General features: G+C 68.2%; 25 protein-coding genes. 15 read left to right on the forward strand and 10 right to left on the reverse strand.

Annotated elements, in window-relative coordinates; all coding sequences use genetic code 11:
- Nucleotides 1-10: 10 nt before the first annotated feature.
- Nucleotides 11-484: a DUF6933 domain-containing protein gene (locus ACQEVZ_RS29785; protein ID WP_433377073.1), complete on the reverse strand. Its 474-nt coding sequence runs from the start codon at nucleotides 482-484 to the stop codon at nucleotides 11-13.
- A 106-nt stretch (nucleotides 485-590) separates the two neighbouring features.
- Between ACQEVZ_RS29785 and ACQEVZ_RS29790 the strand changes: the two genes are divergently transcribed.
- Both ACQEVZ_RS29790 and ACQEVZ_RS29795 read left to right on the forward strand, forming a co-directional pair.
- Nucleotides 591-800: a DUF2191 domain-containing protein gene (locus ACQEVZ_RS29790; protein ID WP_360559875.1), complete on the forward strand. Its 210-nt coding sequence runs from the start codon at nucleotides 591-593 to the stop codon at nucleotides 798-800.
- A 102-nt stretch (nucleotides 801-902) separates the two neighbouring features.
- Nucleotides 903-1025, forward strand: coding sequence for a hypothetical protein (locus tag ACQEVZ_RS29795; protein ID WP_433372503.1), 123 nt, complete (start codon nucleotides 903-905; stop codon nucleotides 1023-1025).
- Between the two features lie 27 nt (nucleotides 1026-1052).
- Here ACQEVZ_RS29795 and ACQEVZ_RS29800 read toward each other — a convergent pair whose 3' ends face one another.
- The 3 genes from ACQEVZ_RS29800 to ACQEVZ_RS29810 are packed head-to-tail and all read right to left on the reverse strand — an operon-like array spanning nucleotide 1053 to nucleotide 2749.
- Complete coding sequence (locus ACQEVZ_RS29800) at nucleotides 1053-1250, reverse strand: hypothetical protein (RefSeq protein WP_433372506.1); 198 nt, start codon at nucleotides 1248-1250, stop codon at nucleotides 1053-1055.
- A gap of 32 nt (nucleotides 1251-1282) precedes the next feature.
- The gene (locus tag ACQEVZ_RS29805) at nucleotides 1283-2437 is read right to left on the reverse strand and encodes a hypothetical protein (protein WP_433372509.1); all 1155 of its coding nucleotides are present in this window, start codon (nucleotides 2435-2437) and stop codon (nucleotides 1283-1285) included.
- Nucleotides 2438-2440: 3 nt separating this feature from the next.
- On the reverse strand, nucleotides 2441-2749 hold the full coding sequence (locus ACQEVZ_RS29810; RefSeq protein WP_433372512.1) for a calcium-binding protein: 309 nt from the start codon (nucleotides 2747-2749) through the stop codon (nucleotides 2441-2443).
- 59 nt (nucleotides 2750-2808) lie between these two features.
- Here ACQEVZ_RS29810 and ACQEVZ_RS29815 point away from each other — a divergent pair, with 59 nt between their 5' ends.
- From ACQEVZ_RS29815 to ACQEVZ_RS29840, 6 genes are all read left to right on the forward strand, one after another.
- Nucleotides 2809-3120, forward strand: coding sequence for a hypothetical protein (locus ACQEVZ_RS29815; RefSeq protein WP_433372515.1), 312 nt, complete (start codon nucleotides 2809-2811; stop codon nucleotides 3118-3120).
- A gap of 174 nt (nucleotides 3121-3294) precedes the next feature.
- On the forward strand, nucleotides 3295-4584 hold the full coding sequence (locus tag ACQEVZ_RS29820; protein WP_433372518.1) for a helicase-associated domain-containing protein: 1290 nt from the start codon (nucleotides 3295-3297) through the stop codon (nucleotides 4582-4584).
- Between the two features lie 246 nt (nucleotides 4585-4830).
- Entirely contained in the window at nucleotides 4831-5085 is a 255-nt protein-coding gene (locus tag ACQEVZ_RS29825; RefSeq protein ID WP_433372521.1) for a type II toxin-antitoxin system Phd/YefM family antitoxin, read from the forward strand.
- Entirely contained in the window at nucleotides 5082-5456 is a 375-nt protein-coding gene (locus ACQEVZ_RS29830) for a type II toxin-antitoxin system VapC family toxin (protein ID WP_433372524.1), read from the forward strand. The genes ACQEVZ_RS29825 and ACQEVZ_RS29830 overlap by 4 nt, the downstream gene beginning before the upstream one ends.
- A 258-nt stretch (nucleotides 5457-5714) precedes the next feature.
- Nucleotides 5715-6998 (forward strand): hypothetical protein, encoded by a 1284-nt coding sequence (locus ACQEVZ_RS29835; RefSeq protein WP_433372527.1) that lies wholly within the window; start codon nucleotides 5715-5717, stop codon nucleotides 6996-6998.
- 600 nt (nucleotides 6999-7598) lie between these two features.
- Nucleotides 7599-7811 carry a hypothetical protein gene (locus ACQEVZ_RS29840; protein ID WP_433372529.1) on the forward strand — a complete coding sequence of 71 codons (213 nt, stop codon included), beginning with the start codon at nucleotides 7599-7601 and terminating at the stop codon, nucleotides 7809-7811.
- 84 nt (nucleotides 7812-7895) lie between these two features.
- On the opposite strand, the gene ACQEVZ_RS29845 is transcribed toward ACQEVZ_RS29840, so the two are convergent.
- Both ACQEVZ_RS29845 and ACQEVZ_RS29850 read right to left on the reverse strand, forming a co-directional pair.
- The gene (locus ACQEVZ_RS29845) at nucleotides 7896-8327 is read right to left on the reverse strand and encodes a type II toxin-antitoxin system HicB family antitoxin (protein ID WP_433372532.1); all 432 of its coding nucleotides are present in this window, start codon (nucleotides 8325-8327) and stop codon (nucleotides 7896-7898) included.
- A 110-nt stretch (nucleotides 8328-8437) separates the two neighbouring features.
- Nucleotides 8438-8854, reverse strand: coding sequence for a hypothetical protein (locus tag ACQEVZ_RS29850; protein ID WP_433372535.1), 417 nt, complete (start codon nucleotides 8852-8854; stop codon nucleotides 8438-8440).
- A 199-nt stretch (nucleotides 8855-9053) separates the two neighbouring features.
- Here ACQEVZ_RS29850 and ACQEVZ_RS29855 point away from each other — a divergent pair, with 199 nt between their 5' ends.
- The 3 genes from ACQEVZ_RS29855 (at nucleotide 9054) to ACQEVZ_RS29865 (ending at nucleotide 12603) form a co-directional block, all read left to right on the forward strand.
- Nucleotides 9054-9365, forward strand: a complete 312-nt coding sequence (locus ACQEVZ_RS29855) for a helix-turn-helix transcriptional regulator (RefSeq protein WP_433372537.1) — start codon at nucleotides 9054-9056, stop codon at nucleotides 9363-9365.
- Between the two features lie 19 nt (nucleotides 9366-9384).
- Nucleotides 9385-10632: a type II toxin-antitoxin system HipA family toxin gene (locus ACQEVZ_RS29860; protein ID WP_433372540.1), complete on the forward strand. Its 1248-nt coding sequence runs from the start codon at nucleotides 9385-9387 to the stop codon at nucleotides 10630-10632.
- 63 nt (nucleotides 10633-10695) lie between these two features.
- On the forward strand, nucleotides 10696-12603 hold the full coding sequence (locus ACQEVZ_RS29865; RefSeq protein ID WP_433372543.1) for a hypothetical protein: 1908 nt from the start codon (nucleotides 10696-10698) through the stop codon (nucleotides 12601-12603).
- On the opposite strand, the gene ACQEVZ_RS29870 is transcribed toward ACQEVZ_RS29865, so the two are convergent.
- Both ACQEVZ_RS29870 and ACQEVZ_RS29875 read right to left on the reverse strand, forming a co-directional pair.
- Entirely contained in the window at nucleotides 12604-12939 is a 336-nt protein-coding gene (locus ACQEVZ_RS29870) for a hypothetical protein (RefSeq protein ID WP_433372546.1), read from the reverse strand.
- A complete protein-coding gene (locus ACQEVZ_RS29875; protein WP_433372549.1) occupies nucleotides 12939-13493 on the reverse strand; it encodes a helix-turn-helix domain-containing protein in 555 nt (184 codons plus the stop codon). Before ACQEVZ_RS29875 ends, ACQEVZ_RS29870 begins: the two co-directional genes overlap by 1 nt.
- 1265 nt (nucleotides 13494-14758) lie before the next feature.
- Between ACQEVZ_RS29875 and ACQEVZ_RS29880 the strand changes: the two genes are divergently transcribed.
- The 4 genes from ACQEVZ_RS29880 (at nucleotide 14759) to ACQEVZ_RS29895 (ending at nucleotide 18040) form a co-directional block, all read left to right on the forward strand.
- Nucleotides 14759-15583 (forward strand): replication-relaxation family protein, encoded by an 825-nt coding sequence (locus ACQEVZ_RS29880; protein WP_433372552.1) that lies wholly within the window; start codon nucleotides 14759-14761, stop codon nucleotides 15581-15583.
- Nucleotides 15580-16275, forward strand: a complete 696-nt coding sequence (locus tag ACQEVZ_RS29885) for a hypothetical protein (RefSeq protein WP_433372555.1) — start codon at nucleotides 15580-15582, stop codon at nucleotides 16273-16275. The genes ACQEVZ_RS29880 and ACQEVZ_RS29885 overlap by 4 nt, the downstream gene beginning before the upstream one ends.
- Nucleotides 16262-16474, forward strand: coding sequence for a helix-turn-helix transcriptional regulator (locus ACQEVZ_RS29890; RefSeq protein ID WP_433372558.1), 213 nt, complete (start codon nucleotides 16262-16264; stop codon nucleotides 16472-16474). Before ACQEVZ_RS29885 ends, ACQEVZ_RS29890 begins: the two co-directional genes overlap by 14 nt.
- A 105-nt stretch (nucleotides 16475-16579) precedes the next feature.
- Nucleotides 16580-18040 carry a site-specific integrase gene (locus ACQEVZ_RS29895; RefSeq protein WP_433372561.1) on the forward strand — a complete coding sequence of 487 codons (1461 nt, stop codon included), beginning with the start codon at nucleotides 16580-16582 and terminating at the stop codon, nucleotides 18038-18040.
- A 108-nt stretch (nucleotides 18041-18148) separates the two neighbouring features.
- On the opposite strand, the gene ACQEVZ_RS29900 is transcribed toward ACQEVZ_RS29895, so the two are convergent.
- Nucleotides 18149-18583: a hypothetical protein gene (locus tag ACQEVZ_RS29900; protein ID WP_433372564.1), complete on the reverse strand. Its 435-nt coding sequence runs from the start codon at nucleotides 18581-18583 to the stop codon at nucleotides 18149-18151.
- Nucleotides 18583-19203, reverse strand: a complete 621-nt coding sequence (locus tag ACQEVZ_RS29905) for a DUF433 domain-containing protein (protein WP_433372566.1) — start codon at nucleotides 19201-19203, stop codon at nucleotides 18583-18585. The genes ACQEVZ_RS29900 and ACQEVZ_RS29905 overlap by 1 nt, the downstream gene beginning before the upstream one ends.
- Nucleotides 19204-19297 lie beyond the last annotated feature (94 nt).

Genomic DNA, 19297 nt, shown 5'->3' on the forward strand with positions numbered 1-19297 from the left:
GCCTGAGCGCTCATCGAGCCAGGAGGTGCCGGAAGGCGTTCTTCGGAGTGGTGTGGGTGCGGTACAGCGGGCTGCACGGCGTGCCGGCCAGCCATGCCTCCAGGTCGTCGAGCTCCCGTCCCTTGCGGTGTTCGGCGAGGAACGTGAACTCGGTCATGATCCCGACGACGCTGCGGTTGGCGGTCGGGGCGATCCGTCGGTTGCTCATATGTTCGACCTCGGCAGCGACCAGCTCGTTATCAGCGCCGTACGCAGCCATGATCGCGGCGATGCGGTTGGCGGCACGGGAGAGCGCGGTGGCGGCGGGTGCGAGCGGAAGAAGGATCGGCAGCAGGGCCGTCTCGTTGACCAGCAGTAAAACGTCTGGTCGCCACGCGAACCGAGTGGCGTACCACTCGCCGAGCGCGGTGGTCGACTGCTCACCCGCGTGCTGGTCTGGCGCGCCTATTCGGTCGCGGAGCTTCTTGGTCGCGCGCACGATCATCACGGCGAAATCATGGCAGTGGCGTGGCGACGTCCTTCGCCGAGTACTCGTTGAGCGCCGATCAAACGTACGTACTGTCAACCGAAGTGGATACACGGAGGCTGCTGTGACCAGGAAGCTCATCGACATCGACCTGGACGCGCTGGTGGAGGCAACAGCGCTGCTCGGGACGAAGACGCCGAAGGACACCATCAACACCGCGCTCCGTGCGGTTGCTGCCGTCCACTGTCGTGCCAAGGCGCTGGATGAGCTGACCGAGATCGCCGCCACCGGCGCGTTCGATCACCTGCTTGACAAGGGGAACTACCGGCCGTGAGCGCAGTCCGGTTCCTTGCCGACACGAGTGCCGTCGAGCGTCTGCTGCGCAACCGCGGGTGCAGGAGCTGTGGCAACCGCCGCTGCGGGTTGGCGTCAGCTCGTGGCGGCGACCGCTGAACTGTCCGACCTGTCGCTGCTGCATTACGACCACGACTTCGAAACGATCGCGCGGACGACTCAGCAACTAACCACCTGGCTGGCGGCTCCCGGCGCGATCGACTGATTCGGGCATCGGCTTCCACGCGTGTGGTTACGTGGTGGGGCCTGGCACTTGCTCGTCCGCGATGTGGGCGGCGTGGAGCAGGGTGCGCCCGCTGCCGGCAGCAACCTCGCCCAGCTCCACGGTGGGATCGTTCGGGTCGAAGGTGGCTTCCTCCGCCCACCGCGTCGTGGTCTCGTCGGCGCCGATCGGCGCAGGGGCGCAAGCGGCATGCGGTTCCGAGGTCATCGGTGGCTTCTCTCGATCAGGTTTGGGCCTGCTCAACTGGCTGTGCTGACGTACAGGCCGGCGCGTTCCAGGCGGTCCAGCAGGCTCTGCTTGCGGGCGTGCTCCTGGCACAACTGGTGGATCCGGCCGCGGAACGTCTTGCGTTGGCCGTCGCGCTCACTGAGTGCCTTCAGGTCGGCCAGCAATGCGACTGCTGCGTCGTACTCCTTGGGTTTCTTGGTCGCGATCAGGTCCGCAACTCGCTGCCACGCGCGTTCCGGGTCGGCGGCCAGCTCGTCAAGACGCTGCTCGCGGGCCGCTGCGGCCGCTGCTGCCCGGCGTGCCTGGTCGGCCGCCTTGCGCTCCTGTTTCTGCCGCTCCCGTGCTGCCCAACGAATCTCCGCGCCGGCCAGCAACTCGCCCACCGTACGGCCGCCGCCTGCAGTCTTGACGGCCGCGCCACCGCCGTACCGGCGCAGCAACTCGGCGCGAAGGTGTGCGCCGTCGCCGCGCAGCAGCCGCACGATGGCCTCGTCCTTGTCGGCCGTCGGCAGGTGCTTCACCCATTTGGCGAGCGCCGCTTTGGAGGGCGCCGTCGTGGTCAGCGGCGCGCTGGCCTGGGCGGCTGTTTCGAGCAGGTCCTCGTCCAGGCGGAGGAAGCCGGCGAGGCTGCGCAGCGGACCCGACAGCGTCGCCAGGCCGGGCGGTATCGGCGGCTCCAGCGAGTCCTCGTCCAGCTCGTGGTTCTGCACGCACAGCAGCCAGGCCAGGTAGAGCATGCGGGTGTCGCCGGCGGCCAGCTCCGCCCGGACAGGGACGATCGAGGCGAGAGCAGCCTCTTCCTCCCACCACTCCTCGTCGCCGTCCTCGTCCTCGCTGTGCAGGTCGAGGATCACATGCTCGCCTGCGACGAATGATGATGCGGCGTCACCCACGCAGTACGTCGCCGCGAGCGCCGGGTCCAGCAGTGATCTCGGCAGCCGTAGTGCGATCCGGCGGGTGCCCCAGTTCGCCAGGTACAGGTGGGCGTCGAAGTACCGCTGCATCCAGTCGCGGGGATCGGCCTTCAGGTCGCCCCACTCGTAGGTGTTGACGAAGCTCGACGCGCTGATCCGGCCACGGGTCGACACCGCCCGCAGCTCGTTCTGCTCTGTGGCGGTCAGCGGCCGGTCGATCGCCACGAACTCGTAGTACTGGTACTCGCTCACGGGTCATCCACCCCAGTGCCGGTAGGCCTCGATCCACTCCGAACCGTCCGGCGGCGGATCCGGCAGCGGGAGGTCGAGGATCGCGATCGCCTGCCGCTCACGACCCCGGTGGCAGATCGCCACGATCCGGTCGTCGGCCAGGTCCACCTTCCGGACCGTGACCTCGACGCCGAGGACCTGCGTCGTGAACGGCAGTGCGAGGTTGTCTTCGATCATGGTGTACAGGCCGGTCAACTGCTCATCTTCGTTGTAGCAGTCGACGGTCGCGTCTTCGACCAACGCATCGAGTTCTTTCCGGCTCAGCGAACCCACCGCCGGAGGATAGCGGAGACCATCGGTAGCGGTGATGAAGCGCGTGCGACGATCCTGCCATGGGCGCCGACGTGACGGTGGAGAGCGAGCTCGCCCGGCTGCGCCGTGAACTGGAGCGTTTGCGAGCGGAGAACGTCCGCCTGTCGCGGCTGCTGGACCTGCGGGGTCAGGACACCGCTCCGGCGCCCGAGCAGCTGTCCGCAGCCGTCGCACCGCCGGGCCTGGTCCATATGGCGTCGCCGGTGGCGGACAAACTGGCCCTGTACGCCGACCGGTTCCGGGCCCGGGCCGACGTGTACGCGGTGCGTTGGGAGAACAACCCGAACCGGCACGAACGGATGGATGCCCGCGGTCGCCGGCGGCTGGCGTAAGGGAGCCGATCGGAGCGCTGCCACGTATCTCCCGCTCACCGCCGACGTCCTCTCGGCGCACCTGGCAGGCCCCGGGTGCCGCGGGGTCCGGGCATTCACCTAGCGTGGTCGGCTATGCATGGCGCGAACGAGCTGCCCGATGTCGATGAAGCTGCCGACGACGGAACGGTCCGTTTGACAGGGGCTGAGGCGCTGGCCAACGTGCTTGCCGTGCTGCAGCTGTGCGGCGCGGGCAAGCTGCGCTGCAGCGAGAAGACCCAGCGGCCGTCCGCCGCCACCGTTGCGGGGGTGGCCGAGGTCCTGGCCGGCGGGGACTTCTACCCCACGGAGCCGATCGCGGCGTTCGCCTGGCCGCTGCTGATCCAGGCCGGCGGGCTCGCCGAACTGGCCGGCGGCAGGCTGCAGTTGACCGCGAAGGGTCGCGCCGCGTTGGGCCGGCCGCCGGCCGAGACGATCCGTGCGCTGTGGCGCTCCTGGGTCGGTAAGGCGGTCATCGACGAGCTGAGCCGGGTCGAGCACATCAAGGGCCAGCGCACCGCCAACACGCTGACGTCGGCGAAGACCCGTCGGCAGACGGTTGCCGCGGCGCTGTCCAGTTGCCCGGTCGACGAGTGGGTGGCGATCGACGACCTGTTCGACAGGATGCGACGCGGCGGGCTGTCGCCGACGGTGGCCCGCAGCGACCGGGCGTTATGGCGGTTGTACCTCACCGATCCGCAGTACGGCAGCCTGGGCTACGCCGGGTTCGCGGACTGGCCGATCCTGGAGGGCCGGTACACCCTGGCTGTGCTGTTCGAATACGCCGGCACGCTGGGCATGTTCGACCTGGACTACACCGACCCGGCCGGCGCCCGGGATGACTTCCGCGGCAACTGGGGCACCGACGAACTGGGGTATCTCAGCCGCTACGACGGGCTGCGGGCGGTGCGGCTCAACGCCCTGGGCGCGTACGCCCTGGGCCTGACCGACCGCTACCAGGCGCCTCCGGCGGATGCGGTGGTGGCCGGAGCGTTGAAGGTGCTGCCCAACCTCGACATCGTGGTCACCGGCGAGCTGCCGCCGGCCGACGGGCTGATGCTCAACGCGTATGCGCAACGCACCGCGGACCGGGTCTGGGCACTGCGCGAGGCGACCCTGCTGGCCGCGCTGGACGCCGGCCGCAGTCTCGATCAGCTCCGCGAGTTCCTGGCCGTCCGCGCGACCCACGAGTTGCCCAATTCGGTGACCACCCTGCTGGCCGACGTCGCGGCCCGTGCCGGGCGGCTTCGCAACCTCGGTGTGGTCCGCCTGGTGGAGTGCGCCGACCCGGCGCTCGCCGTCCTGATCGCGGGTGATCGGCGGCTGCGTGGCCTGTGCCAGCCGGTCGGCGACCGGCACCTCGCCGTGGCCGTGGACCGGGAGCCGGAGTTCCGCAGGGCGCTACGGGCGCTGGGCCACGTGCTGCCCAGCGACACCCCGGCCTGAACTGAGGATGTTGGCCGGCTGCCGGGTAGGCGTGGTGCGGAACCTCCGCACCAGCCAGGCGACCGCCCTACCGGGGCTCAGCCTGCGGGACATTGCCGGTAACGGCTGATGATTGGTGTGGACGCCACCCGGTCGCGACCCTGCTCGTCGGAGGCGGCCCGTGCCCTGCCGGTTCGACGTGAACGTGTGCCGGGGGCCGTGGCGATGCCCATGGACTAAGCTATTAGCTAACCGGGAGGTGTGGGTATGTCCGCGGAGGCCGCGCACTTCAACATGCATGAGGCCAAGACGAACCTGTCAAGGATCATCGAGCGTGTGGAGCGCGGGGAGGAGATCATCATCGATCGGGCGGGCACGCCGGTGGCGAAGGTCGTGCCCTTGGTGCGCCGGGTCAACCGCACCGCCATCGGCTCACTCGCAGGTCAACTGGACCTTAGCGGTGACTGGGACTCGCCCCAGACCAACGCGGAGATCGCCGCCGACTTCGGGATCGGCGGATGAGCCTGCTGCTGGACACCCACGTCGCACTGTGGGCCATCACGGGCGACCCCACGCTGGGGCAGGACTTCCTCGATCGCCTGCGCCACGACCCGGACATCTTCTTGTCCCCGGTCAGCCTGTGGGAGATCACCATCAAGCAGTCCACCGGAAAGCTGGCCGGGCCGCCCGACCTGGCGGAGCTGGTCCGTGACATGGGATTCCGCGAACTGCCCGTCACGCACGTCCATGGGATCGCCGCCGGCCGTCTTCCCCCGCACCACCGTGACCCGTTCGACCGGATGCTTGTGGCTCAGGCCGCCACCGAAGGGTTGACCCTGGCCTCCCGAGACGCATCCGTGGCGCCGTACGAGGTGGACATCCTCAAGGTATGACAGGGCTTGCGCGACGATCCCGCCGTAGAGACTGACGTCGTGGCCGGACTTTCAGGCACCGCTGCGAAACCGCGCTGACATACCGAGAAGACGTGCGCTGCGGTAGCCGCTAACAGGTCGAATCTCGTCACGTTCATACTGCCGCAGCGGATACGGCTGCCGTTTCCGGCGCCGATCGACGGAAGAGTTGCGGCCAGTCATGCGCTGGCTGGTCGTGCGGTCTGCGGTGATAATTCAGCAGCCGGAGGAGGCTGATCGATGACGGACGTGGACGACAGCACATTCGAGGTTGAACTCGTCGAGGTGGACGCCGCGCGTGACATCGAGAAGGCGGTCAGCGCTCGGCATTCGATCGCTCGGAAGTACGTGCTGCGCCTCCGCCGCCGGCATCCGGATGCAACGCCTGCCGAATTGATCCAATTGCTTGAGCGCCAGTACGTCGCTGCCATCAGCACTGCGGGGGCCGTCATTGCCGCCGGGGCGATCGTGGCGGATGTCGGAATCGCGCTGATTCCCGTGGCGGGAGCTGCTGCGGCCGGTGCCAAGAGCGCGAGCAAGCAGGCGGCGAAGAAGGCCGCCAAGGAGGCCGCGAAGGTCGCCGCCAAGGAAGCCACGAAGGCGGCTGCCAAGAACGCGGCGCTCGGCGTGGCGAGGACGGGAGCTCAGCGGGTCGCGGCGCTGCTCCCGGCGGGTGATGAGCAGTTGCAGTTCGAGATCACCGCGATCTTCGGGCTCGCCATCGCTGACATCCACGGCAAGCACCTCGACAAGGACCAGGCGCACGCCCTGGTGTACGGACTGTCGAACGAACGCGTCAGCCAGCAGCAGATTGCGGCGATGGCGACTGACCTGGCAAGTGTGTCGACGGGTGGTGCCGTTGGCGTCGGACACGCGATTGCCGCCGGTCGGGGCGATTGGTCGCATTGGGCGAACACGCTTGCGGACATGCTCCCTGGAGGCGCGGCTCAAAGCCTTGTTCGCACCATGCAGACGGGCCAGCTGGATACCTTACGCATGAACTTGAGCGGGAAGCAGCAGGCGACGATCGAATACGGTGTCGGTGCCCTGGCCGGGGGAGTGACGCGGTTCCTGTTCGGCCGGCAAGTGGTCGAAGCTGCTCGGGTCGCGTTCGCGGATCCCCCGGACACGTTCCCGGCGCATTTGGCCATTCCGGTGAAGGTGAAGCGCGAGGACGAGGACGGCAACGCCGAGCCGAACCGGGCGCTCGCCGCCCTGGAAGGCGCCGCGAAGGCGACGGGAAGCTGGCTCTCCGGCGCCGCAAGCGCAGCCGGTTCGGGGGTGGCGACCGCAGCGGGCGCTGTGTCGCGTCCGTTCAGAAGCGTCGACCTGGACGGCGATGGCATCCCGGATACGCCGCAGGCGCTGACCGCGGTGAAGAGTGTGGGCGGAGCGATCGCCGGCGCAGCCGGCACGGTCGGTGGAGCAGCCGTTTCGCTGTTCAAGACCAAGAAGCTGGGGCGCAACGCAACTGGTGCCGATCAACATCAGATCGAGGGCACGACGGCTGGTGCCGAGAAGTAGGCGGCATGGATGCTGATGCTGTCCGGGCATGTTGGAAGTCATTCTCGGGTGCGCTTGACAGCCGCAGATGGCGCGCTACTGCCCTCCACCATGGCGCAACCACCCGATAGGGATGCGATGGCCATCGGCCGGCGCCGCCGAGTGGCACAGGTCGGCGATCCTGGTGGCCGAGTTCACCTGTGAGGGCTGGCTGGCATTCGAACGCAAGAGGAGGGCTCATGATTGAGTTCCACGACTGGGACGACATCCGCGCCGAGCTCGACGACGGGGACAGTGATGCGCTGGCCGCGGAGCGGACACGGACCGAAGCGTGGATCAGCCCCTCCCACCTCGCTGAAGAACGCAAGCGACCTCGAACTCACCCAGTGCCAGGTCACCGATCTCATGAGGGTCACACCCGGCCGGGTTAGCCAGATCGAGAACGAGACTTGAACGTCAATGAGCCGCCACCCTTGGTCGCTATGCACATGCGCTGGGCGCCCGACTTCGCCATCATCCTCGACTACGGCGACATCTGCGGCAGATCGCTGAAACGGTGTCGAATGCGCGGCATGCCAGCAGCGCCCGCGACTGGTGACCGTGACAGAGGAGGGGTTGGTCGTGACCGAGGCTTCGAAATGGCGGGACGTGAGGGCAAGTGCTCGAGCCGCCGACCCGACCTGGGACGGCGTCGAGCGGGTTGCTCGCCGCCAGCAGATGCGAGAGCAGATGCTGGCGGCGGTCAGCGGGGCGGATGGATTGCGCGACCCGCAGGCCGCAAAACGTCGCCGGCTCGCCGAGCGGGGTGTCTCCGCCGAAGATCTCCGGACCTGATGAACTGGCATCGCTCAGAGCCGACCGCCGACCCACTGGTGCGGCTGTTGTCTTCAAATGACCCGAGGGTGGATTACGGCGAGGTCAGGCGGATCGCTGCTGCTCGAGATGGCCGCGCCTGCGGCGGACAAGCGCCTTTCTGCCCTTGCCGGTAATCTGTGACACCCGCTGCGGCGACTGGTCGAGCACGCGGCCGGCATCGCGGACGGTCATGCCATCGGCGATCAGGCGATCCAGCGCCTTCTTCGCTTCTGCCGCGCGCCGGTCGGCCTCCTGGGCTTCCTGCCGGGCGCGGGAGGGGAGCGCGTCGAGGACGTCTTCGACGTCTGGGACTTCGGGTCGCACGGTCACTGCGAACGAGTCCGGCGCAACGTCCAGGAACAACGCGATGGCCTCTCGGGCCATCGTTTCGGCCTCGGCGAGCCGCCGGACCTGGCTGTGGATGCCCTTGACCTCTGGCACGGTGATTGCCCACCAGTCACCGGAACGCCGGCAGACCGCGGTGTAGTTGTTCATCGCCACCAGTCCTCTCCCAACTCGCTGCTGAGATCACGCATGACTCCACGGGCGGTGAACTCGTTGATCTCGTTGTGGCACGGTGATCCTGGCGTGTTGGGTCGGCCAGCTCATCGGGCCGCACCCACCAGCCATTCGCGCAGCTGCGTGTCGTCGCTGAGCTCGATCACCTGGACCAGCGCCCAGTTGTTCCGGTGGTTCGGCGCGTCCAGCAGGTGTTCCTGCCAGTCGTCGGCATACTCCCGCAAAGCCACGATCATCTCCTTGATCGCCTCGTCGAACGTCGCCGCGTCCGCGGCTACCGGCACCCCGGGCAGGAACACCGACCAGCCGCCGTCCTCGGCCACAACCTGCGGCAACGGCAGGGCACCGACGAGGGTGGCGCGCAGCCGCTCGGAGTCCACGACCGCAGCCCGGCTGGTCTCCCGTTGTACGGTCACCACCCGACCGCGGCGCGCGGCGTCGAGGAGGTCCTTGAAGTGCGCTCGTGCAGTTGAGTTGCTGTCGAAATGCGCGGCAACGGACATGAGATCCCCCAGACGTTCCCAACCAGCATGCGACGCGCTCGACGTACGTCAAGTACATGGCGTAGGTCGCCACTCCTCACCTACGGACTTGGCGATACGCGCGCCAGGGTCCGACGATGTTGATAAAACGACTGCAAGGTCGTGTTAGCGTTGTTTTATCGAAGGTGAGGGCGTGATGCCAAAGCGGACGAGGTCATACATGCCGACGACCCGGGCTGCTGTCGCGCTGCTCGGCTCCCAGATCGCCGCCGCGCGCAAGGAGCGTGGTTGGACTGCCGCGGACCTGGCCGAACGTGTGGGAGTGCAGCCGCACACCATCGGGCGCCTTGAGCGGGGGGAGCCGACCGTGGCGCTCGGCCTGGCGTTCGAGGCCGCGGTGGTCGTCGGCGTGCCGCTATTCGGTGCGGACGAGCGGGAGCTGCCCGCCCTGGCCGCGGCCGCGAGGCAGCGGCTGGCCCTGCTGCCGGCTCGGGTGACCAAGCCGGCGATCGTCGTCGACGACAACTTCTGACCTCGTGCGAAGGAGCGGCATGGCAGCACCGCGGGATGCTTTCGTGTGGGCGTGGCTGCCCGGCGCGACGGAGCCGGTGGTCGCGGGGCGGGTCGTCGCGGTGGACGGTGACCGGTACGTCTTCGCGTACGGCCAGAGCTACCTGGCACGTCCGGACGCGGTCCCGCTGTACGCGCCGGAACTGCCGCTGCGGGAGGGGCCGATCGAGCCGCGGCGGAACCTGCCGCTGGCGGGCTGTCTCCGCGACGCCAGCCCCGACGCGTGGGGGCGGCGCGTCATCCTGGCCCGCCGGTTCGGCCACCTCGACCGCGACGCGGACACCGCAGCCCTGGACGAGCTGACCTACATGCTGACCTCCGGCTCAGATCGTGTCGGCGGGCTGGACTTCCAGGCCAGCGCCACCGAGTACGTCGCGCGTGCCGAGACGGCCGAGCTGGCCGAGCTCATCGGCGCTGCCGAGGCGCTGGAGGCCGGCCGGCCACTGTCGCCCGCGCTGGGCGAGGCGCTGACGCGGGGCACATCAATCGGTGGCGCCCGTCCCAAGGTCACCGTGCTCGACCAGGGACGGCATTTGATCGCCAAGCTGTCCTCGACGAGCGACTACTACCCCGTGGTCAAGGCAGAGGCCGTCGGGATGATCCTCGCTCGGCGGGTGGGCCTGAACGTCGCTGCCTGCGAGGTCATCCGGTGCGCCGGCCGGGATGTGCTGCTCGTGGAGCGCTTCGACCGCACCGCGGTACCCGGGCAGCGGCGCATGATGGTCTCGGCGCTGACCATCCTGGGCGAGGACGAGATGGGCGCGCGGCACGCCGGCTACCCGGACCTCGCCGACGCGGTCCGCAAGCAGTTCACCGACGCCGCCCAGCACCTGCGTGAGCTGTTCGCGCGGATGGTCTTCAACGTCTGCATCGGCAACACCGATGATCACCTACGCAACCACGCCGCCTTCTGGGACGGCGCACAGCTGTCGCTGACTCCCGCGTACGACTTGTGCCCCCAGCCGCGCAGCGGCGAAACCGCCAACCAGGCTCTGAACATCACGCGCACGCCCGGCGAACGTGCCAGCCAGCTGCGGCTGTGCCGCAAGGCCGCACCGGAGTTCCTGCTCTCCGACCGCGACGCCGACCAGATCATCGACGCCCAGCTCGAAACCATCCGCCGCGACTGGGGCGCCGCCGCCGATGAGGCGCAACTGACGAAAGCGGAGCGCGGCCAACTGTGGCAGCGACAGATCCTGAACCCGTACATCCACTACGACCAGGTGTGAGGCGGCGAACGGACCGCGGTACGGGGTGGCGGCACCATCGTCTCACCTCGTCATCCATTTCGGATGGTCCGCGCCGGCCGGTCGGGCGGCGCTGCGATTGGACATGTCGCCGCCGTGTCGCGGTTCAGCCATCGGCATGTCGCCTGCCGGAGACGGAGGCTGGCTGATCGGCCGGGAGTAGTCCGGGTCGGGGGCAGTTACGGTCGGGGAATGCTCGCCCGGCCGCTTGTCCTGCTGCTGCTCGCGCCTCTGGCCCTGGTCGCTGGGTGTTCGTCGCACAAGCCGGCGTCCGCCGCCGTTGACGTCGCGCCAGGCAAGTCGGCGGCACTCGTCATGCCCGGCGGGGCGCGGGTCGACGTGCCGCTCTCTGCGGTGAGCGCGTCTGGCCGCTTGACCGGCACCGTGGTGAGCAGCCCGCCACCCGCACCCGACGGCCTGGCGTTTGACGGGCAAGTGTTCGACTTCCGCCTCGACGGTGCCACCTTGACCGCGCCGGTCAAGGTGTCCCTGCCGGCCGCGGTTCCCGACGGCGATCAGGGACCGGACGTCGCCGTCCTCGCCTACTATGACCCGACGTCGAACTCTTGGCAGGCAGCGGAGGCGCAGTACGACCCCGGCGCCCATACCGTCGTAGGCCAGAGCCCGCACCTGTCGGTCTGGGCCGCGTTTCGTGTCGACACCGGCAAGATCCTTGAAGGGGCCGGCGACCTGCTGAAGGGCTTCTTCGGCGCCGCCGAGAAGGCCCGGCAGCCCAATTGCCCACACCAGGACCAGGCCACCGTGCACGGCGTCACGGTCGCTTCCGACAGCGGCAACCTCGTCAAGTGGTGCGCCGGTGTCGACGACCAGGGCGCGCCGGTGCTGCAGGTGGCCGACAACCGGCAGTACAGCGTGGAGATCGATTATCCGGACGGCTGGACGGTCCGCCGGCTCGGCGACGCCGACCCGATGGTCGACCAGGCGGTCAACTTCGTCTCGAGCCTGCTCACCACGACTCCATCGGGCACGAGGGCCGTGATCGTCCCGGGCGGCCACACTGTGCAGTTCACGCTGCCGCCCGGCGGCTCAGGTCAGGCGGAGACCCGCCCGAGCACGCCGGCGTACCTGATGGACGCGCTGATGTACGGCCTGGACACCCTCACCATGACGTTTACAAAGCTGCCGTGGGGCCCGAAGCCGTCGGTGTCGACCTCGGCGAAGGCGCTGAAGCTGGCCCTGGACGCCAAAGACTGCTTCTCGTCGTTCGAGGGTCTGATCCGCAACGAGGTCGCCGACGGCCACTCGGCCGGCGTGCTGTTCCGTGACGCCGCAAAGTACGCGGTCGGCTGCCTTGAGAAGGGCTGGGAGATCGCGTACGGCTATAAAGGCATTCTCGGGACCTTCCTGATCAAGGTCGCCTTGTGGCTCGTCGACGGTATCCGCCTGGCCATCAACGGCGTTCAGGCGGCGGTCGACAACCTCATCTACTGGCGCAGTTACCGGATCAAGGTGACCGTCCCGGCCAGCATTGCCCTGGCCGACGCTTCGGTCGCGGGCATCGCCACCGGCGGCTCCGGCCAGGAGGTCGAGCGCCGCCTTCGGGACGCGCTCGGCGCACCCGCGAGGACCGAGGACGCGAAGGAGGGCTGCTCGCTGGGCGGTCAGCCCGCCGTACCTCGGCGCCACTTCGTGTGGGGCGCCCTCGACGTGGTTGTGGACAACCCCGGCACCTCGAAGTCGACGCTGGTCGGCTGGACGGTCCGCTCCGGTGCCCTTCCGGCGAACGTCACCCTCCCGTACGACGTGACCATGTCGACCTCAGTGAAGCAGGCACTCACCAAGATCCCGGGTGCCAAGGGTGAGTGGCAGGATCCGTTCCAGGTGTACCTTGTGCAAACTCCCAAGGCACCGAACACGTCCTGGATGGGCCCTGCCGAGAACGGCTCTGGCAATGTGGACGAGATCACCAATATGTGGGAGCCCTGCGACTGATCACCCGGAGGGGTCCGCGGCGGCAATGACTTGCCGCAGCCCGTTGCACGGTACGAGGCGCGGCGGTACACCGGGAGTCACGGCATGACGGCGGCTGCCGCAGATGGCGCATCGCTGGTCGGGTTCGAGGGTCCAGGCGAGGAATCTCCGGTACAGCGTCGCCAGGTCGGTGCCGTCCAGCTCTCGTTGGGCGATGGCCATGAGCTTGGCCATGGTCTGCAGGAGCGCGGCCGGGTCGCTGCTCGACAGAGCCTGCTGCGCCTCGACGCATGGCCAGGGGAGTCCGTCGACGGCGCAGGTCCAGGACGGGCGGACGACCCGGTGGGCGGCGCTCATCATCGGCTTCCTGTCTGCCGGCGCTCCCGGTCGGCTGCTGCGGCCCGGCGCAGGACAGCCACGGGGACGTCGAGCGAGTTGGCGATGGCGGTCAGCAGTGGTGCCGTTGGCAGACGCACGCCGCGCTCGTACCGGGAGATCTCGTGGCGGGTGAAGGTTGGGCGTCCGGACCTGGCGCACAACTGGTCTGCCAGATCGCCCTGGGTCAGGCCGAGTTGGCGCCTGCGGCGGGTGATCAGCTGACCGAAGCTGGCCGCGGTCGCTGGATCGTCGCGTGATGGTACGTCTGACACGAGTCCTCCCCTGCCGGTGGATTCCGGGACGGCTGGACGTCGATGAACGCTCGCCTTTGCCGGAGAGTCAAGTCGTGGCTGTCGATGGACATGATCCGGACGCTGTGACGTGCCCACTGTCGAGCCGTCGCCCCGGCGCGCTGCCGACGCCTTGATGTCGCATGGTTTGGACATCGAGACGGTCGTCGTCACACCGCCGCAGGCAGGGGTTGGCACGGCATACGGCGGTCGTGACATGCGACCTGGACAACGCTGTGACATGGTCGCCGCACCGGTGACGCTCGTGTCATGGGTGAGTGATATCGAGCGCGCGTCTGTGACGACGGAGTATGTCGCGCGCAGCCTCGCGACAGTGTCAATCTATGATCTTCGTTGACATTCCGAGGTGTCACAGCTGGCGCGGCTGCCTCAGGAGTGGCCCGCCGTCAAGGTCAAGTGGCCTCTCGCCTGGCGATTGACATTCCGCCACGTCCGGTGGCATGTCACATGACACGCGAGTGACATTGGGCGGAACGCTGTGACGGGCGTTTGTAACATCGACAAGTACCGTTGTTATGCGCCAGTGACACACCTGCTATGACATCGATAATTGTCATTAACATGGGCAGTAGCCGCGGGCAATGTCATCGACGATTGCCATTGACATGTGCAGGTCCGTGTCCTGCCGCCGGCACGGCAGCCAGCAGTCCGCGTGACACGGCAGACGGCATCGACGGCGCGCGTCCATGACCAGACCGCCAGCCGATGTCCTCCGAGCGGTACGCATCGCCCCGACGGTGTCGCGCCGTGGCCGTACCGGCTGGCCGCCTCACCCGCCGGCCGCCCCCTGCGGCAGGCCGCGAGATCTGGCGTGACGCCGCATCTGCGGTTCGTTCACCGCCGTCAGATCCGTCGCCGCTCACGAACCGCTCACAGCGACGGCTTCTGCTGTGAGCGGCTCGCCACTGTGCCACATGACGCTCACAGGGAGCCGGGTCCGGTGCTCACCGCGACTCACAACTCGTTCACAGCGTGGGCTTGCTGCTGTGAGCGGCCCGCTGCCGTACCACGTGACGCTCACAGGGAGCCGGGTCCGGTGCTCACCGCGACTCACAACTCGTTCACAGCGTGGGCTTGCTGCTGTGAGCGGCCCGCTGCCGTACCACGTGACGCTCACAGGGAGCCCTGTACCGCGCTCACAGCGACTCCCGGCGCGCTCACAAACCCGGCCCCGGACGGCGTGTGAGCGGCTGTGAGCGGTGGGGGGTGTTCGCCAGCGCTCACAAAAGCGGATAGGGGGATGCAGGGCTCGACGGCCGGTAGCGGGTCCCACAGGCCGTCCGCCAGACCCCGCGAGGTCGGTAGCCCGCGTTGCCGTCAGTGCTGGCGTCCTTATTGACCGCCGTCATGGTGTCCGTCTTGATCCGGACCCCGCAACGGACGTCGCCGGCCGTTGTCCCTGCAGCACGTGGCCCGTCCCGCTGTTCGGGCGGCGGCTCAGAGACACGTTGCGTTCTCTCTCCCCGTACCAGATGAAAGGAATCACCGTGCCTGATCAGGTCTTGCGGGTGCAGTCGGTGCTGACTGCCCGCGACCATCAACTCCTCGACTGGCTCTACGACCACGGGGTCCTGACGACCGGGCAGATCGCTGAGGCGCTGTTCCCGTCGCTGGACTTCGCGCAGCACCGCCTGCAGCGGCTCACCGCGCTGAAGGTGGTGGACCGGTTCCGGCCGTTCCGGGCCGAGGGCGGCTCGTACCCGTTCCACTACGTCATCGACCAGCTCGGCGCCGAGGTTGTCGCGGCGCAACGCGACGAGCCGATACCCAGACCCGGGTACGCGAAGGCGATCCGCCGCCGCTGGACCGCCTCCCGGATCCTGCAGCATCGCCTCGGGGTCAACGGCTTCTTCATCCAGCTCGCCGGCCACGCCGGGCAGGAGCTGGAGCGGTGGTGGCCGGAGTCGCGGTGCAGCGCACCCGGTGCGTTCGCCGGACCGGGCGACCAGGTGGAGCTCATCACGCAGACCCTCATCCGCCCTGACGGGCACGGCGTCTGGTCCGGGGTGCCGTTCTTCCTCGAGTACGACACCGGCGGCGAGCCCCTCACCGAGCTGCTGCGGAAGCTCGCCGGGTACGCCCGGTTCGTCGCGCTCGGCGGGCCGGCGTGGCCGGTCCTGCTGTGGCTGCCCTCCCCGGACCGTGAGCATCACCTGCACCAGCGGCTCGCCGATCTCGGCCCGCTCGGGACACCGGTCGCCACTGCGGCCCGCGTCAACGGCGCCCACCCCGCCACCGGGCCCTGGTGGCTGCACGGCCACCGCAGCCCGCTCGCCCTTGCTGACCTGCCTACCGGAGGCACACAACCGTGAAGACCACGTTCTCTATCGCCGACCTGGGCGGCCTCATGCCGCGCGACCGCTGGGCCATCGACATGCTTGCCGAGCACCGGGCCCTGACCACCGAGCAGTTCACCGCGCTCGGCTACGACTCCACGTCAGCCGGCGCTGGTCGACGGCTGCGGGCCCTGGCCCGCTGCGGCTGGCTCGTTCGCGTCGGCTCCGGCTGGCGTCTTGGCCTGCTCGGTGTCCAGCGGCGCCGGCCCGTTCCTGGCGAGCCGGATCTGACCGTCGACCAGTTCTTCGTCGACTTGGCCGCCCTTGCCCGTACACAGGCTCGCACCGACCTCCGCGCCTGGCGGTCCGTACCCGCTCCGTACGGCGAGTACCTGCACAACGGCAAGCGCATCGGGTTCTGGTACCAGCGAGACCCTGGTGGACCGCCGTCGCGCTGGCTGCGCAGGTACTACTCACTCGCCGACAACACCGGCGTCAGGTTGCTGCTGGTCACCACCGACAACCACTTCGAGCACCAACCGGGAGGGCTGACCATCGCGACCAGCCGCCCCGGTGAACTCGCCTGGCATCTTCGCGGTGAACGCCTCGCCTTGCACGAACACCCCGAGGCCGAGCAGCTCGATCCGCCGGTGCACCCGATCTACGACCCGCAGCGGCAATACGACGAGGCCATCGCCGACGGCGTGTACTCCTATGTCCGCGCGTAGCGCCCGGACTCCCGAGCGGCTCCGTGCGCTCGGGCCGACCACCGACCTCGCCACCGCCGCGGAGATCCTCGGCATCTCGCGGTCCGCCGCGTACAAGCTTGCCCGCCGTGGCGCGTTCCCGGTCCCGCTGCTCAAGGTCGGCGTTGTCTATCGCGTACCGACCGCGCCGCTGCTCGCCGCCATCCACCTCGACGCGTAAGCAACCGTCGGCGTTCGCCCGCCACGACTTGAACATGCTGGCGAGGCGAGCGTCGATGGTCCACGACAAACCGTTGCCCACCCTGATCGGAGCACATCACCGACCATGGCAGAAGGAAGCATCTTCAAACGCTGCGGTTGCCGCGACCCGCACACCGACAAGCCGTACGGCACCCACTGCCCGCAACTCCGCCGCCCGAACCGCTCGTGGAACCCGCAGCACGGTCACTGGGCGTACCAACTCGAACTCCCACCCACGCTTGACGGGCAACGGCGGCTGCTGCGCCGCTCCGGCATCGACACCCGCCAGCAGGCCGTCGCCGAACGCGACCACGCCCGCGCCCTGCTCGCACTCGCCGGCCGCGACCGTCGCCGCCAGGTCGAGATCGGCGACGTCATCCAGAACGCGGTACGCCACCGCCTTCCGTTCCCCGACGTCGACCGCGTCCGCCAGCGACTGCGCGGCGACGGCCCGCTCGGCGACATGCCCACCGTCGGCGAGTACCTCGCCACCTGGCTCGAACACCTCTCGGCCGACATCAACACCATTCACGGGTACGAGTCGATCGTCCGGAACCATCTCGTCCCGCATCTCGGCGACGTACCTCTCGACAAGCTGCGCACCAGCCACCTGCGGGCGATGTTCGTGGCCATGGAACACCGCAACGCCGAAATCCGCTCGCTCAAGGCAAGCCCGGACCCGGCCGTGCGAAGGACCGTCGCACGAGTCCGCCCCACCGGGCCGGTCACCCGCCACCACATCCGGGCCGTACTACGGAAGGCGATCAACGACGCAATCGCCGACGAACTCATCGTCGGCTCCAACCCCGCTATGCTCGTCAAGACCCCCGCCGACCGTGCCCTGCCGATCGTGTGGGAGGACGAACGCGTCGAACGGTGGCGGACCACCGGCGAGGTCCCCGGACCGGTCATGGTCTGGACCGCCGAACAGGTCGCCGCATTCCTCGACTACGTCGCCGACCACGACCAGGTGATCCACCCGATGCTGCACCTGATGGCGTACCGCGGACTCCGCCGAGGCGAAACCGTCGGGCTGCGGGACACTGAGGTACGACTCGCCAAGCGCGAACTGACCATCAACAACCAGATCGCCATCATGGGTCACCGGACCATCCAGAAACCGCCGAAGAGCCGAGCCGGGAACCGGGACATCGCCCTCGACGCCGAAACCGTCCGAGCGCTCACGGCGTACAGGGCGCTTCGCGCGACATGGCGGCTCGCCGCCGGGGAAGCGTGGCCGGACACCGGGCTGTTCTTCGTCCGCCCCGACGGGCAGCCGTGGCATCCGAACGCGTTCAGCGCGCGGTTCCGCCTGCTGGCACGGAAGGCAGGGATGCCGCCGGTACGGCTGCACGACCTGCGGCACTCGGCGGCGACCATCGCCTTGGACGCCGGGATCGACATCAAGGTCGTGTCCGAGCAGCTCGGCCACTCGACCACCACACTGACCCGGGACACGTACCAGAGCGTCACCAAGCAGATGCACCAGGACGCAGCCGACGCGGTTGCCGCCAGAATCGGGGGCAGGGCTCACGTTCGCGGTTAATCTGGGGACGTGACGGCTGTATGCCGGGTCTCAGTCCGATCAAGACCTGTGCTCTGTGGCTCCGGGCGTGTGGGTGCGCACGCAGGCCAGCCAACTGGGAGGCTCTTGTCAGCCGCGCCAGTACCTGGGCGGGTCCCGCTTCGGGTCAACGATGTCGAATCGCTTCTTGCCTGGTGCGAGGCCATGGATCGTGACGAGCCGCTGGCCACGGGCCGCGCCGAGTTCTTCGAGGACGGCTGGCATCGCAGCGATGATGGCGCCTACAGCCAGTGCCAATCCACGTAATCCGTCGACGCTGTGGCGATAGCAGACGTGGTGGATACCGGCTCGTTTGATGCCGCGGGTCTCGTCAGGGTCGTCCAACTGGCGATGGTTGTTCGTGATGAGCACGTCGAACTTGCCGGTCATATCTCGGAACAACGCCAGATCTTTCTTTCCGGACCAACCCAGTTCATGCACGTGACGGACCTCGTGGCCTCGGAGAACATGGCGCAGGACGCCGAGCACCTGTTCGGGTACGTCCTCGTCGAGGAGAAGCTGCATCAAGCCGCCCGGCGCCCAGCTCGGTCGACATACTCAGCAAAATCCACTGCGTCACGTGCGGCAGCGGCGTCGACAGTCGGGTAGAACTGCGCTATCTCGTCGGGTGGGACACCGTCACGGACCAATCCGGCGACAAGCTCGTACGGCACCCTCGTCCCCGCCACCACTGGATGCCCGCCACGTACCGCGGGGTCTACCGACAGGTTACGACGTGGGTGAGCCAGTTCCGGGACTTCGATGTCGCCGAGTGGAAATGATCGAAGGACATCACCCAACTTGACCACAGTGAGAGTCTGGCCCGGTCGTTCCACAAGGTCAACACCGCTGTCGTCCTTAACGAGAACGATGCTTCGTTTGCCCTGTTGCTCCAGACGATAAGACGAAAGATGGCCGAATTCGCCCATCTCGGCGAGCGTACGCAACGCCCGGCGGATCGACTGCAGCGACCGCTTCTCGCGCAGGTAGGCAAACGTCCTTAGGGCGACGAGATCGCGAAAAGAGTACAGGATCGGCTTGTTGGAGGATACCTCGGGGGTGAGTACCCGTGTCGTTCGCCAGTATGCGAGCCGACCAGTCGTGACTCCAGACAGGGCGGCGGCCACCTTTGGCTCGTACGCCATAACTGCCACCTTCCAATCTGCGTCAACCGCATCGTAGGTCCCATCACGCCTGCGCTGGCAACTTTGGCCGTGGAACCCGGGCATCTCAATGGGC

This window comes from Dactylosporangium sp. CA-152071 (assembly GCF_050936335.1).
Classification (GTDB): Bacteria; Actinomycetota; Actinomycetes; order Mycobacteriales; family Micromonosporaceae; genus Dactylosporangium; species Dactylosporangium maewongense.